Source organism: Streptomyces violaceusniger Tu 4113 (assembly GCF_000147815.2).
Taxonomy (GTDB): domain Bacteria; phylum Actinomycetota; class Actinomycetes; order Streptomycetales; family Streptomycetaceae; genus Streptomyces; species Streptomyces violaceusniger_A.
The window spans coordinates 3,359,299-3,372,864 of sequence record NC_015957.1; the positions used below are offsets into that span (position 1 = coordinate 3,359,299).

At 70.6% G+C, this 13,566-nt stretch carries 13 protein-coding genes; 8 read left to right on the plus strand and 5 right to left on the minus strand.

The genetic code is table 11. From position 1 onward, the window contains the following. Nucleotides 1-237 precede the first annotated feature (237 nt). From STRVI_RS14445 to STRVI_RS14455, 3 genes are all read left to right on the plus strand, one after another. On the plus strand, nt 238-1,677 hold the full coding sequence (locus tag STRVI_RS14445; RefSeq protein ID WP_014056392.1) for a BNR repeat-containing protein: 1,440 nt from the start codon (nt 238-240) through the stop codon (nt 1,675-1,677). A gap of 3 nt (nt 1,678-1,680) precedes the next feature. Beyond that, a complete protein-coding gene (locus tag STRVI_RS14450; RefSeq protein WP_014056393.1) occupies nt 1,681-2,706 on the plus strand; it encodes a LacI family DNA-binding transcriptional regulator in 1,026 nt (341 codons plus the stop codon). A gap of 229 nt (nt 2,707-2,935) precedes the next feature. Beyond that, the gene (locus STRVI_RS14455) at nt 2,936-3,955 is read left to right on the plus strand and encodes a LacI family DNA-binding transcriptional regulator (protein WP_043235913.1); all 1,020 of its coding nucleotides are present in this window, start codon (nt 2,936-2,938) and stop codon (nt 3,953-3,955) included. Between the two features lie 77 nt (nt 3,956-4,032). Here the strand turns inward: STRVI_RS14455 and STRVI_RS14460 are convergent, their stop codons facing one another. Further along, nucleotides 4,033-4,299 (minus strand): universal stress protein, encoded by a 267-nt coding sequence (locus STRVI_RS14460; RefSeq protein ID WP_251982620.1) that lies wholly within the window; start codon nt 4,297-4,299, stop codon nt 4,033-4,035. A 160-nt stretch (nt 4,300-4,459) separates the two neighbouring features. On the opposite strand from STRVI_RS14460, the gene STRVI_RS14465 reads away from it, so the two are divergent. Beyond that, on the plus strand, nt 4,460-5,668 hold the full coding sequence (locus STRVI_RS14465) for an RNA-guided endonuclease InsQ/TnpB family protein (RefSeq protein WP_014056395.1): 1,209 nt from the start codon (nt 4,460-4,462) through the stop codon (nt 5,666-5,668). Between the two features lie 228 nt (nt 5,669-5,896). On the opposite strand, the gene STRVI_RS14470 is transcribed toward STRVI_RS14465, so the two are convergent. Both STRVI_RS14470 and STRVI_RS14475 read right to left on the minus strand, forming a co-directional pair. Next, a complete protein-coding gene (locus STRVI_RS14470) occupies nt 5,897-7,063 on the minus strand; it encodes an NAD(P)-binding domain-containing protein (protein WP_014056396.1) in 1,167 nt (388 codons plus the stop codon). A gap of 7 nt (nt 7,064-7,070) precedes the next feature. Beyond that, entirely contained in the window at nt 7,071-7,382 is a 312-nt protein-coding gene (locus STRVI_RS14475) for a hypothetical protein (protein ID WP_014056397.1), read from the minus strand. A 222-nt stretch (nt 7,383-7,604) separates the two neighbouring features. Between STRVI_RS14475 and STRVI_RS14480 the strand changes: the two genes are divergently transcribed. The 3 genes from STRVI_RS14480 to STRVI_RS14490 all read left to right on the plus strand — a co-directional run bounded on the left by STRVI_RS14480 (nt 7,605) and on the right by STRVI_RS14490 (nt 9,396). Further along, on the plus strand, nt 7,605-8,468 hold the full coding sequence (locus tag STRVI_RS14480; RefSeq protein ID WP_014056398.1) for a helix-turn-helix domain-containing protein: 864 nt from the start codon (nt 7,605-7,607) through the stop codon (nt 8,466-8,468). A 1-nt stretch (nt 8,469) separates the two neighbouring features. Then, complete coding sequence (locus STRVI_RS14485) at nt 8,470-8,682, plus strand: DUF397 domain-containing protein (protein WP_014056399.1); 213 nt, start codon at nt 8,470-8,472, stop codon at nt 8,680-8,682. An 81-nt stretch (nt 8,683-8,763) separates the two neighbouring features. Then, nucleotides 8,764-9,396 (plus strand): class I SAM-dependent methyltransferase, encoded by a 633-nt coding sequence (locus STRVI_RS14490; protein ID WP_106685661.1) that lies wholly within the window; start codon nt 8,764-8,766, stop codon nt 9,394-9,396. 19 nt (nt 9,397-9,415) lie between these two features. On the opposite strand, the gene STRVI_RS14495 is transcribed toward STRVI_RS14490, so the two are convergent. Both STRVI_RS14495 and STRVI_RS14500 read right to left on the minus strand, forming a co-directional pair. After that, entirely contained in the window at nt 9,416-10,540 is a 1,125-nt protein-coding gene (locus tag STRVI_RS14495) for an alpha/beta fold hydrolase (protein WP_014056401.1), read from the minus strand. 155 nt (nt 10,541-10,695) lie between these two features. Next, nucleotides 10,696-11,463 carry a transposase gene (locus STRVI_RS14500; RefSeq protein WP_251982621.1) on the minus strand — a complete coding sequence of 256 codons (768 nt, stop codon included), beginning with the start codon at nt 11,461-11,463 and terminating at the stop codon, nt 10,696-10,698. A 216-nt stretch (nt 11,464-11,679) separates the two neighbouring features. Between STRVI_RS14500 and STRVI_RS14505 the strand changes: the two genes are divergently transcribed. Beyond that, nucleotides 11,680-13,470 (plus strand): hypothetical protein, encoded by a 1,791-nt coding sequence (locus STRVI_RS14505; protein WP_014056403.1) that lies wholly within the window; start codon nt 11,680-11,682, stop codon nt 13,468-13,470. The last annotated feature ends 96 nt before the right edge of the window (nt 13,471-13,566 follow it).

Genomic DNA, 13,566 nt, shown 5'->3' on the forward strand with positions numbered 1-13,566 from the left:
GGCGGCCCCCGGCCGGAGGCCGGGCCCCGGGTCCCCGTCCCGCAGGGCCGCGGGGCGGGCTTCGGCCTCCGGCCTCGTCCCGGCCCCGGGGGGCCGGGGGTGCCCCCGGAATGCACGGGGTCCAGGGGCGGAGCCCCTCCACGCGGCGGAGCCGCATATCGATGCTGTGGGAAGGGGCGGGGTGGGGACAGAAGCCCGCTCCGCCCCCCCCACAAGCGCACCAGGAAAGGAACGGACATGAGACCACTGGCCATCGCCGTCCTGGCCACCGCTCTGCTCGGCGCCGCCTCCCTCCCCGGTGGCAACGCCGACGCCGCAACGCGAGGGCAGCCGGCAGCCCCGGGCCCGGCCGTCCGCAAGCTCGCCGACACCCAACTCGACGCCAGGGCCGTCTACTTCGAGTCGTACGACGGCCTGGTCAACAACAACGCCTTCCAGAAGAACGGGCTGCTCACCTACCAGGGCTATCAGTACGCCGTCTGGTACACCGGCGACCGCAGCGCGGTCATCGGCCGCCGCGCGCTGGCCCAGCAGAGCTGGCAGACCGTCACCCTGCCGCACCGGCTCACCAGCGACGACTCCCACAACGTCATCTCCATGGGGATCTCGCGGATCGACGGCCGGCTGCATCTGAACATGGACTCCCACAGCAGCGGCTTCTTCTATGTGAAGTCGGTGGCCGGGCTGGTGGACGACCCCGCCGGACACCCCTGGACCACCGGCCAGTTCGGCGCCGTCCAGACCACCCTCGACGGCTTGCCGCTCACCTCCCAGTTCACCTATCCCCAGTTCATCGCCACCCCCGAGGGCCGGCTCCAGCTCAGCTACCGCTCCGGCGTCTCCGGCAACGGCCGCAACGCGCTCGCCGAGTACGACGGAAGCAAGTGGACGGCGCTCGGCGCATGGTCCTCCGCCACCGGCACCTACACCAGCGAGCACGGCTCCAGCACCGCCCGCAACATGTATCTGCACGGCATCGACTACGGGCCCGACGGCCGGCTGCACGCCTTCTACACCTGGCGCGAGCAGAACAACGCGGTGATGTGCGCGAGCGGCGGTCTCACCAACCACGACACCGGCTATGTCCACAGCTCCGACCGCGGACGCACCTGGCGCACCGCGGCGGGCACGGTCGTCGGCACCACCGGTGGCGCCGACACGGTGGCGGTCGGCGACACCGGAACCGTCGTCGACCCGCTGGGCCCCGACCACTCGCTGATGAACCAGGAGAGCCAGGCCACCGACTCCGCCGGACTGCCGCACGCCCTGATCAGCTATGTCCCCGGCCGCTTCGGGCAGTGCACCACCGACTACGCGGCCGACCGGAAGGCCAACGGCCGCACCTTCCACCTCTTCAAGGACGCGGCCGGCAGCTGGAAGAAGACCGAGATCCCGGTGCCGCCGGGCTCCACCCAGCGCAGCCACCTCGTCTTCGACCGTTACGACAACGCCTACGCCGTGATGCCGTACGGCCGGATCGTGGCCGCGTCCAAGTCCTCGGGCTGGACGGACTGGAAGACCCTCTTCGACGGCAGCGGTCTCAGCGCCTTCGGCGAGGTCGTCGTGGACGACACCCGGCTCGCGCAGGACGGCGTCCTGTCGTATCTGTATCAGCGGAGGTCCAGCGGCAGCACACCCTCCGCTCTCCGTGTCATCGACTTCACGCTCCCCTCCTGAGGGATGGCATCCGGGGTGGGCATCAAAGAGGTGGCGCGCGAGGCCGGGGTCTCGGTCGGCACGGTCTCCAACGTCATCAACCGCCCGGAGTCGGTGTCCGAGGAGACCCGGGCCCGCGTGCTGTCCACGATCGAGCGCCTGGGCTACGTACGCCAGGAGTCCGCGCGCCAACTGCGGGCCGGCCACAGCCGCATCATCGCGTTGCTGGTGCTGGACATGGCGAACCCGTTCTTCGTGGACGTGGCGAGTGGTGCGGAGCGTGCGGCGCGGGAGGCGGGGCTGGGGGTGATGGTGTGCAACAGCGCCCAGAGCCCCGACGAGGAGGCCGATTACCTCGGGCTCTTCGCCGAACAGCGGGTGCGCGGGGTGCTGATGACCCCGGCAGACATGACCGGGCGCAACCTCGCCTCCTTCCGGCGGCAGCCCATCCCGTTCGTCCTCGTCGACCGGGTGCTGCCCAGCGCCGAGGGATGTTCGGTGTCGGTCGACGATGTCACCGGCGGCGAACTCGCCGTCCGCCATCTGCTGGGCCTCGGCCATCGCACCCTCGCCTATGTGAGCGGGCCGATGCGGCTGGCCCAGTGCCGCGACCGCCGCGAGGGCGCGCTGCGCGCCCTGCGCGAGCAGGGGCTCGGCGAGTCCGCGCTGCGCCATGTCGAGGTGGAGCGGCTGGATGTGACGTCCGGCCGGGACGCGGGGGCCCGGCTGCTGGGCATGTCACCGCGTCCGACGGCGGTGTTCTGCGCCAATGACCTGCTGGCGCTGGGGGTGCTGCAGGCGCTGTACGGGGCGGGGGTGTCGGTGCCGGGGGAGGTGGCGCTGGTGGGGTACGACGACATCGAGTTCGCGGCGGCGGCCGCGGTGCCGCTGACGTCGGTGCGCCAGCCGGCCTTCAGGATGGGGCGTATGGCGGCCGAGCTGCTGATCGAGGAGACGGGGGAGCGGGCGGCGGACCACTGCCACCAGCGGATCGTCCTCCAGCCCGAACTCGTCGTCCGCGGGTCGAGCCTGGTCCGCTCCCGCGGCTGAGACGGGGCCCGCGGTGGCCCGGAGCGGCCCCCGAACCGTCCCGGATCGGCCCAGGATCGGCTCCGGATCGGCCCGGATCGGCCCGGATCGGCTCCGGAGCGGCCCCGGAGCCGTGCCGAGCGGCCCGCGGCGGCGGCCCGGTCCTGCCCGACCGGTCGAACAGAGCACTACCATGTTCCCGCGACCGCGGTAGGTCGCGGGAAGACGGAGGCTCCGGGTCGTGGGACGCATGGTGGGGATCAAGGACGTCGCGCGGCAGGCGGGAGTGTCCGTCGGAACCGTCTCGAACGTGATCAACCGGCCCGAGATGGTCGCCGAGGCCACGCGCGACCGGGTGCAGGGCGTGATCGAGCGCCTGGGCTATGTACGCCAGGAGTCCGCGCGTCAACTGCGCGCGGGGCGCAGCCGCATCATCGCGCTGCTGGTGCTGGACATGGCGAATCCGTTCTTCGTGGACGTGGCGAGCGGTGCGGAGCGTGCGGCCCGGGAGGCGGGGCTGGGGGTGATGGTGTGCAACAGCGCCCAGAGCCCCGAGGAGGAGGCCGACTACCTCGGGCTCTTCGCCGAGCACCGGGTGCGCGGGGTGTTGGTCACCCCGGCCGATGTCACCGGGGCCAATCTGGAGGGCTTCCGGCGCCACGACATCCCGTTCGTCTTCGTGGACCGCGAGGTGCCCAGCGCCGACGGCTGCTCGGTGTCGGTCGACGACATCGAGGGCGGGGCGCTCGCCGGCCGCCACCTCATCGCCCAGGGACACCGCTCCGTGGTCTACGTCAGCGGTCCGATGCTGCTCCCGCAGTGCCAGGACCGGCGCGCCGGGCTGCTCAGCGCGTTCACGGAGGAGGGGCTGGCGACGGAGGCGATGGTGCATATCGAGGCCGAGCGGCTGGACGTGGCCTCGGGCCGGGACGCGGGCGCGCGACTGCTGGGCATCTCACCGCGCCCGACGGCGGTGTTCTGCGCCAACGACCTTCTCGCGCTCGGAGTGCTGCAGGCCCTTTTCGCGGCCGGGGTGTCGGTGCCGGGGGAGGTGGCGCTGGTGGGGTACGACGACATCGAGTTCGCGGCGGCGGCCGCGGTGCCGCTGACGTCGGTGCGCCAGCCGGCCTTCCGGATGGGGCGGACGGCGGCGGAGCTGCTCATCGAGGAGACCGGTGAGGAGGCGGAGGACCACCAGCACCGGCGGATCGTTCTGCAACCCGAACTGGTGGTCAGGGACTCGACGTTCGCGGCGCGGCCGGGGGCGTGACCTCGGGTTCGCCGGACTCCTCGGCATCGGGAAGGGCCCCGGCACGGGACGGGGCCCTTCCCGGCGCCGAGGCCCGGTCAGACCGGGGGCTTGACCGCGACGACGGGGACGGGGCTCTCCAGCAGCAGCCGCTGGCTCACGCTGCCCAGCAGGGCCTTGCCCACCGGCGAGCGCCGGCGGATGCCGACGACCAGCCGGTCGACGTCGGGCCGGGCCTCGATTTCGTCCAGAACGGCGTCGACGGGGTCGCGGTCACCGGGACCGCTGCGCTCGACGATCGTGATCTTCAGGTCCTCGGGCAGGCCGGAGCGGTCCAGCACTGACAGGCGCAGGTTGACCAGCACCAGATCGGTGTTTCGTGGATCCTCCGGCCTTCAGGCCGGGGAGGAAACGAAGCTCCTGCGGAGCAGGGCAGGGAAAGGCGAATCGCCGCCAGGGTGATTCGGCGTCTGCGGTCACCGGCCGACACCCGCCCCTCACACGGGAGCTGATAGAGTGTGAGGCATGGCGCAGCAGGTCAAGCGGGCGTTCAAGTACCGCTTTTACCCCACGGACGAGCAGGCGGCTGAGCTGTCCCGCACGTTCGGCTGCGTCCGCCTCGTGTACAACAAGGCGTTGGAGGAGCGCACGCGGGCCTGGTACGGCGAGCAGCGCCGCATCTCCTACGTGCAGTCCTCCGCCGCGCTGACGGAGTGGAAGAAGACCGGGGAACTGGCCTTCCTGGCGGAGGTGTCCTCCGTCCCCCTCCAGCAGGCGCTGCGCCATCTTCAGACGGCGTTCGGGAACTTCTTCGCCCAGCGGGCCAAGTACCCGCGGTACACGTCGCGGAAGACGTCGCGGGCGTCGGCCGAGTACACCCGCAGTGCCTTCACGTGGCGCGAGGGGCGCCTGACGCTGGCGAAGACGGCCGAGCCGCTGGACATCCGCTGGTCCCGTCCCCTCCCGGAGGATGCGGAGCCCACGACTGCGACGGTGTCCCGCGACGCCGCCGGGCGCTGGTTCGTCTCCCTGCTCGTCGAGGACACCATCGCCCCGGCCCCCGCCACGAGCGCGGCGGTGGGTATCGACGCCGGGGTCACCTCCCTGGTGACCCTGTCCACCGGGGAGAAGATCGCCAACCCCCGGCATGAGCGCCGCGACCGTAAGCGGCTCGCGAAGGCGCAGCGGGAGCTGTCCCGCAAGGCGAAGGGGTCCGCGAACCGGGAGAAGGCCCGCCGGAAGGTCGCCCGCGTGCACGCGCGGATCGCTGACCGGCGCCGGGACTTCCTGCACAAGCTGTCGACTCGGCTCGTCCGTGAGAACCAAACGGTCGTGATCGAGGACCTCACCGTCCGTAACCTGCTGAAGAACGGCCGCCTCGCGCGCGCCATCTCGGATGCGGCGTGGACGGATCTGCGCATGATGCTGGAGTACAAGTGCGCCTGGTACGGGCGTGAACTCGTGACGGTCGACCGCTGGTTCCCGTCCAGCAAGCTGTGCGGTAACTGCGGCACGGTCCGCGGGAAGCTGCCGCTGAACGTCCGTGAGTGGACGTGTGTCTGCGGCACCGTGCATGACCGCGATGTGAACGCGGCGCGCAATATCCTGGCCGCCGGGCTGGCGGTGTCTGCCTGTGGAGACGGTGTGAGACCTCAACGGGAGTCCTCCCGGACGGGGCGGTCGTCGGTGAAGCAGGAACCCCAGCGGGCGACCGCTGGAATCCCCCGCCTTTAGGCGGGGGAGGAAGTCAAGGAGGCAGCGGAGGTCGTGGTGGCGCCCCGACAGATGCGGTTGTTTCCCGATGTCGACTGAGTGGGGGGCGTACTTGGGCCCGGTGTGACGGCGCAGCCGTCCCAGCAGGGGTCACCTGCCGCGCGGTCTCATGGCCGCCCAGCCGCGATCATGCGGCTGCGAAGAGGCTTTGTCCTTTTGTCAGTACAACTTGCAGTGCAGCGCTACGTACTATGAGAGGGCAGTGAGACCTATGTCAACACCTGAACGCGGGGCGTCCTGCGACCACTGGCCCTGATGCGTGGTGGCCCGACGGGGAGCCGGCGCCGGGTCCCGGGCGGCAGCCAGCAGTTCCTGGATCTCCCGTACGGCGGCCCGGCCCGCCCGGTTTGCCCCCACCGTGCTGGCCGAGGGCCCGTAGCCGACCAGATGCACCCGCGGATCCCGGACCGCCCGGGTGCCCTCGACGGTGATTCCGCCGCCCGACTCGCGCAGCCGCAGCGGGGCGAGGTGGTCGATGGCGGCGCGGAAACCGGTGGCCCAGAGGATCACGTCCGCGTCGACGTGGCGCCCATCCGCCCAGGCCACCCCGGACGGGGTGATCCGGTCGAACATGGGCAGCCGCTCCAGCACGCCCTTGGCGCGGGCCCGCTGCATCGCCTCCGTCATGGGCAGCCCGGTCACCGACACCACGCTCTGCGGTGGCAGCCCCCGCCGGACCCGCTCCTCCACCAGCGCGACGGCGGCACGCCCCTGGTCCTCGCCGAACGGCCCGGTGTGGAACACCGGCGGGCGGCGGGTGACCCAGGTCGTCTCCGCCGCCACCTCGGCGATCTCCAGCAGATGCTGCACCCCGGACGTACCGCCCCCGACGACGATCACCCGCTGCCCGGCGAACGCCTCGGGCCCGGGGTACCGCGCGGTGTGCAGTTGCCGCCCCCGGAAGGTCTCCTGCCCGGGGTAGCGCGGCCAGAAGGGCCGGTCCCAGGTACCGGTCGCGTTGATCAGCGCGCGGGCGGACCAGGTCCCGGCCGAGGTCTCCACCAGCAGCCGGCCGTCGTCCCCGTCCCGTACGGCGGCGACGTGCACCGGCCGGACGACCCGCAGCTCGAAGGCGCGCTCGTACCGTGCGAAGTACGCCGGGATCACCTCGGACGAGGGCCGCTCGGGATCCGCGTCGTCGCTGGTCAGCCGCATGCCGGGCAGGTCGTACATCCCGTGCACCTTGCCGTACGTCAGCGACGGCCACCGGAACTGCCACGCCCCGCCGGGCGCGGGCGCGTGGTCGAGCACCACGAAGCCCGTCCCGGGCTCGTACCCGGCCCGCCGGAGGTGATAGGCACTGGACAACCCGGCCTGCCCGGCACCGATGACCACGACGTCCACGCTGTTGTTCATGTTTCTACTAACTCTGCTCGGGCGTGGTCTCTTCCCCGTCCTCCAGCCGCTGCCCCCGGCTCTCCGCCACCCGCAGCGCGTCATGCAGCGCCTCGGCCAGCCGATGCCCCACGAAGCGCAGCTCGCGGGCGTTCGCACGGTGGTCCCGGAGCAGCGGCCGCGCATGCCCGAGAAGGTCGGCCCCGGTCCGTAGCTGTACGGTCTCCATCTCGTCGGCCAGCCGCGAGAGGTAGCTGGTGCCGGTGTCGTCGGTGACGAGGAAGCAGGGCTGCCCGTTCAGTCCGGGCCAGGGCAGCAGACGGGGGCGTGATGAAGGCATGAGGGCTCCATGGCGTTCCGAGGTTCGGCTACCGCGAGTGATGAGGCGGTGGCGGAAACAGCTTCACGGCCGTAAGAGTTGCTGTGCAAGAGCGATTGAATTTCTCGCTTGAGATGGCATATGTGACCGAGTGGGCTGTTGTCAGAACAAAGCAGGTTTCCGGTGCCAGACTCGGAACTCGCACCACGGCATGGCAGGCTCAACCCACCGGGAGGCATACTCGTGGCAGCACCAACAGGACCCACGGTCCGCCGCATGCAACTCGGCTGGGAGCTCAAGCGGTTGAGGGACAAGGCCGGATTCACCCTGGCGGAGGCGGTGGACGGGTTGACGTTCTCCCCCTCGAAGCTCCATCGCGTGGAGAACGGGCTGACCGGCCTCAAGACCACTGCGGAGCTGCGAACTCTGCTGGACCGCTACGGAGTCGAGGAAGAGGACGACGTGGATTTCCTGGTCGAGATCCACCGGGACTCGCTCAACCGGGGCTGGTGGTCGCTCTATCGCAGCGTCCTGCCGTCCGGCATGGGGATGTACATCGGGCTGGAGAGCGGTGCTCGGAGCATCCGGGCTTGGCAACCGAATGTGGTCCTCGGGTTGTTGCAGACCGAGCGATACGCCCGGGAGATGTTCCAGACCGCCAAGCCGGTTGAGGAGACGACGACGGAGTTCGTCGAGCGCCACATTCAGATTCGTATGGAACGCAAGAAGGCTCTGACGCGCAGAGACAGCCCGGTGGAGCTTTGGGTCATCCAGGAGGAAGCGACACTGCGGCGGGTGGTGGGCGGCCCGGACGTGATGCGCGAGCAGTATGAGGCGATCCTTGCCTTCACGCAGCTCGACCACGTGACCGTCCAGATCCTCCCGATGACCACGGCCACCTACCGGACAGGTGCCAACTTCACCCTGCTGGAGTTCGGCAGCCCGCTTCCGACGGTGGTGCAAAGCGATGCCGCCGACGGGTCGGAGATCAGCGACAAGGACACCACCATCTGGAGTTTCTCCCGCAGGTTCGAGGCCCTGCGGGCAGGCGCTCTCGCGCCTGGCGAGACACCCGCTTTCCTGCAACGACTAGTACGGGAGATCTGACATGACACACCGCATAGCTTCTGATGTCGCACCCGAAGGTGCCTGGTTCAAGTCGTCCTACAGCGAGAACAACGGGACCGCTTGCGTCGAGATCGCCCACCTGCCCCGCACCACCCAGGTCGGCATCCGCGACTCCAAGGACAAGGGCGGTCCCGCCCTGGTCGTCCCGGCCGGGGCCTGGGCGGAGTTCGTCGCCGCAGTGCGCAAGGTCTGACGGCGCTGCCGGGCGCGGGCATGGTCTCGCGCCCGAAAACCATTCGCGGCACGCACCCACCCCCAACTACCGTGCGTGGCCGTGGATATCGACGATCCCAAGGACGTGGTCAGGCGCGGGTATGACGCGCTATCCCGCCACTACGAGCAGTCCTATGCCACCGAAACCAAGTACCAGCCCTTGCTCGGGGCGCTCCAGCAGCGCATTCCGCCCGCCGCCACCGTGCTGGACCTGGGGTGCGGTTGCGGCATCCCGGTCGCCCGCGTGCTGGCGTCCGCAGGGCACCGTGTGACCGGTGTCGACATCAGCGGGGAGCAGATCCGCCGGGCGCGGGAGCTGGTGCCGGAGGCCGAGTTCCGCCAGGCCGATGCCACGGCCGTGGAGTTCCCGGCCGCCTCCTTCGACGCCGTGGTCTCCCTCTACGCCCTGATCCACATCCCGCTGGCGGAACAACCTCCCCTCCTCGCCAGGATCGCCACCTGGCTCCGTCCCGGCGGCTGGTTCCTGGGCACCACCGGACACAGCGCCTGGACCGGCACCGACGACAACTGGCTCGGCGGTGGCGCCACGATGTGGTGGAGCCACGCCGACGCCGCGACCTACCGGGACTGGCTCACCCGGGCCGGACTGACCGTCGAGGGAGAGGAGTTCGTCCCCGAAGGCGACAGCGGCCACGCCCTGTTCTGGGCGCGGCGGCCGGTCGCGGGGGAGTGATGAGCGGCGGGGGCTCGGGTCAGCCGGTGGGGCTGTCTCCGCCGGGCTTCTGCCAGGCGCAGCTGCCGAGGGTGGCGCGGCCCTTCTCGACCAGCGGGTCGGCGATCCGGGCCGGTGGCATGGAGCTGTGGCCCCGGTAGCAGATCACCGTGCGGTCCGTGTGCCCGGCGAGGTCGACGAGGATCTGGTCCCAGTGCCGGTACTGCACATCGTGTCCCGTGTCGGCATAGCTGCGCACGGCCGGCTGGCCGGGCAGGTGCTGCTTCCAGGTGTCGATCGTGCTGGGCGGCACGGTCGTGTCCTTCTTCCCGCTGTAGATGGTGACGGGGGCCGTCAGCTTTGACAGATCGGGGCCGGGCCGCTGGCAGTAGAGCTTCTGTTCGTGCACCTGAGGTGCGGGGTCGGACTTCTGCCCGCGCTGGTTGTAGGTGCGGGCGCCGTCCTCGAAGGCGGTGTCGGCGAAGCCGGGGATGCGCTTGGTCGGGCTGTCGTCCGGCAGCGCCCACCAGACGCGGGGATCGGCGATCTGCGGCTCCAGCGACTTGCCCAGCTCCTCGTCCGACATGGAGCAGTCGGGACGCTTCGCGCCGTACGGCGGCAGAGCGGCGGCCAGGTGCAGTGACTGGATGCGGTCCGGGGCCAGGGACGCCAGCTCGGCGGCGTACGGACCGCCGCCCGAGATGGCGATCACACTGACCTTGCGCACTCCGATGCGGTCCAGCACCTGAAGCGCGTCCTTGGCGAAGTCGGCCTTGCCCAGGCTCTTGTCGAACTCCGTGTCCCCGAAGCCGTTGCGTTCGACCGATATCAGCCGCAGCCCGAGGGACTCCCGGGTGCTGCGCATGAAGTCCGTCATATGGGCCACCCGCGCGCTGGTGCCCGTGCCGCCGAGGTAGAGCACCGGCTTTCCGTCCCGGGGGCCGTCGTCGATGTAGTGGGCGGTGCGCCCCGAGTCCAGCTTCATCCCCCGGACCTCGGGACCGAGCGAGTCGAAGTTGTCCTGGATGCGGACCCGATGCACATCGGTGGCGTGCGGCTCACGTGGCGCCGTGGCCGTGGCGGTGGAGCTCACGGCTCCGGAGCCGGTGAGCAGGACGGTGGCGACGGCGGTGGCGGCGATACCGGTGACGAGCGTTCTGGGCACGTGTCTCTCCTGGTCATAGGGGGAGGTGACGCAGTGGGCGGGACGATCGGCACCTACCCCCTCTGATCGAGAAGACTCCGAACGGAGGGAAGCTAAGAGATATCCCGTAATGTGAGGTCAGACGTGTTTTGCTGTGGGCAGTCGCGGGTCCGTGGTCAGCCGTTGAGCTCCAGTTTTAGGTTGTGCAGGGCGGCGATGCCGGCGACGGCGTGGTTGATCTCTTCCCGCTTGCGGCGGCATTGGCGGAGGACTTGGTGGTCCTTGAGGCGCGTGAGGGTGTGCTCGGCGACGGCGCGGCGCTTGCGGAACCGCGGGTAGGCCCGATCCTTGATGATCTTCCGGTCAGGCCCGCGCCGGGGCGAGCGGATCCGCTCGATCCCTTGATAGCCACCATCGCCGGACAGGCGGGAGTGATCGGGCAAGGTCTTGCCGACGGTCTCCCGGAAGACCACCACATCGTTGCGGTTGCCCGGCCAGGCGTCGCCGACCGCGACGAGGCGGCGGTCACGGGCCCGGCAGGGGATCTGTACATTCACACTGCGCCGGTAGTTCTTCGACTTCTGCGTCTTCTGCTGGTCGTGCACCGGAATGAGGGTGCTGTCCACCAGCCATAGCTCCCGCCGGTCGGTGGGCGGCGGGCCGAGCAGGGCGGCGAGGTGTGGCGCGAGGTCGGCGGTGACCCGGTGCACGGTGGAGTCCGTGGTGGCGAACAGCCCGGCCAGCTGCTCCATGGTGAGGTTCGTGCGGTAGCCCAGGACCACCAGCAGCACCCGGTTGCCGAAGGTGAGTGACCAGAGCCGGCCGCACCCGCTGGCCGGGCGGCGTCGCCACAAACGGGTGATCAGGGCATGCAGCTGCGGCCCGGACAGCTCCGTCCACGCCTTCAACTGAGCAGAACGGCAGGTGGCGAGACGAAGTTCCATACAACTGACCGTAACCCGAACAGACTTCATGACGTTATGCCTGACGTTGACGTTGACGTTGACGTTGACGTTGACGCTGACGCTGGTCCGGGAGAGGAGAGGAGAGGAGGGGAGAGTGTGGTGAGTCGGTCATCGCCTGCTCGTGCTCCTGGGGAGGGGCGGCGGTTTCGGGGGCCGAACCGGGGTGAGGTGTGGCGGCGGGCGAAGGATGCGCCGGTGTCGGTGATCCGGCTGCCGCTGGTGGTCGCCAATGCGGGTGTCCGCCGCCGGGTCGAGCAGTTGTTTTCGGGGATGTGGCACGTCAAACGCGCCCTGCAGCGTGATGCGCGGGATGTGGTGGACGCCTACTGGGCCGGTGAGGTGCGGCGTGAGAGGGATGTGAAAGCCTGGCGGGCCGAGTTGGGCCTGTCCCGCACCGGGCTGGAGCGGCGCGCGTATCGGCATCTGGAGCGGTCGGGGTGGCTGAGCGATCATGTGTCGAAGGCGTTGGTGATGCACCAGGCCGACGAGGTCTTCACCGGTGTGGCCCGGCACCTGCACCCGGACGCGTCGGGGCGGCGGGCCGGGCGTCCCAGGACCGGGACTTGGTGGGAGTACACCCGCATCCCGGGCCGGGCCCGCTCGCACACCACCGACCGCAAGTGGGAGACCTTCCGCCTCCACGGCACCCTGGCCGGACACTTGGACACCTTCCGGCACCCCGCACTGCCACTATCGGTCACCACCCCCGCCCAGGCCGCAGGGCTCCCGCCGGGCATGCGGGTGCTGGCCCAGCCGCGCCGCATGCCCGCCCCCGCCCGGCCCACGGGAGGCATCCCCACCGGGACCACCGACACCCACCGGCGCCCGCGCGGCAGGGCGGCGACCTGGTTCGACCACACCGGACCGCTGACTGTCGTCTTCGTCGGCGGGCCCACCGGACGCGGGGACATCGTCTTGCCCGTGCGACTGCCGCAGGGAGCCGGACGCTGGCCCTATCTGCTGCACTACCTCAACGATCCGGCCCGGTGGCACAAGATCGACCTGGTCCGCAGGCGGGATCCAGCCGCCCCAGGCGGCTGGGCCTACGAGGCCCATCTGATGATCCTGGCCCCCGGCTACGCCTCCCCCACCACCCGTACCCGGCGCCGACAGGCCGCCACCGGGCAGCGCGTGGGCGGGGTGGACGGCAACGTCTCCAACCTCGCCGTCGTCTCCCTCCCCACCACGCTCAACCCCGATGACGGCGGCGTGTGCTCCGACCGGATCACCCTGACCGAGCAGGAGCAACACGCCCTGGCCACAGGGCGCACCAAGGCCCGGGGGCGCCAGCGCGCCCTTGACCGCTCGCGCCGCGCCACCAACCCCCAGCAGTACCAGCGCTCCCGGCGTCAAAAGGCCCGCGACGAACACCGGCAGGCAGCAGGCCTGCCCCCCAAGGCCGTCACCGTCCCGACCGGACCCCGGCGCACCACCGCGACCGGAAAACCCCAACAGGCCTACCGCCGCGACACGCTCAGCACCAGCTACCGCAATCTACGGGCCCGCCACAGTGCCGAGGCCGCGAGCGCGGCCGAGGCCTCCCATCACCGCGCGAAGAAGACCGCCGCTGCTCTGGTCGCCGCCCACGGCCCGAACCTGACCATCGAGGACTGCGACATCCGCACCTGGTTCCGCCTGTGGGGCCGAGCCTGCTCCGCCACCACACCCGGACGGCTGATCACCGCACTCGCCGCCGAGTGCACGGCCACCGGCGGACGCCTCCTGCGCGCCTCCACCTTCACCACTGCCCTGTCCCAGCATTGCCTGTGCGGCCGACGCGTACCCAAGTCCCTGCGCCAACGTACCCATCACTGCGACCCGGCCGAAGGCGGCTGCGGACTGAAGGCGACCGTGACCTGGTCTCCGCCGCCCTGGCCGCCTTCACCACCCTCACCGACCCCGACGACCCCACAACCGCCCGCCCGGACCACACCCACGCCCGCACCGCCCAGATCCTCTTCGCCCAAGGGCTGCAAGAAGCCCTGACCGAGTCAACCGCACCGAAGTCCGCGCCCTGGGGCCGGACCCGCGCGGCAGCCGAACCCCCCGGGAACACCCTTCCCCGGCAACGGACGGCCTCTG

Excerpts from the sequence above, each read along its gene's own strand:
- STRVI_RS14445 (WP_014056392.1), top strand. The coding sequence starts at position 238 with ATGAGACCACTGGCCATCGCCGTCCTGGCCACCGCTCTGCTCGGCGCC.
- STRVI_RS14450 (WP_014056393.1), top strand. The coding sequence starts at position 1,681 with ATGGCATCCGGGGTGGGCATCAAAGAGGTGGCGCGCGAGGCCGGGGTC.
- STRVI_RS14455 (WP_043235913.1), top strand. The coding sequence starts at position 2,936 with ATGGTGGGGATCAAGGACGTCGCGCGGCAGGCGGGAGTGTCCGTCGGA.
- STRVI_RS14465 (WP_014056395.1), top strand. The coding sequence starts at position 4,460 with ATGGCGCAGCAGGTCAAGCGGGCGTTCAAGTACCGCTTTTACCCCACG.
- STRVI_RS14470 (WP_014056396.1), bottom strand. The coding sequence starts at position 7,063 with ATGAACAACAGCGTGGACGTCGTGGTCATCGGTGCCGGGCAGGCCGGG.
- STRVI_RS14475 (WP_014056397.1), bottom strand. The coding sequence starts at position 7,382 with ATGCCTTCATCACGCCCCCGTCTGCTGCCCTGGCCCGGACTGAACGGG.
- STRVI_RS14485 (WP_014056399.1), top strand. The coding sequence starts at position 8,470 with ATGACACACCGCATAGCTTCTGATGTCGCACCCGAAGGTGCCTGGTTC.
- STRVI_RS14500 (WP_251982621.1), bottom strand. The coding sequence starts at position 11,463 with ATGGAACTTCGTCTCGCCACCTGCCGTTCTGCTCAGTTGAAGGCGTGG.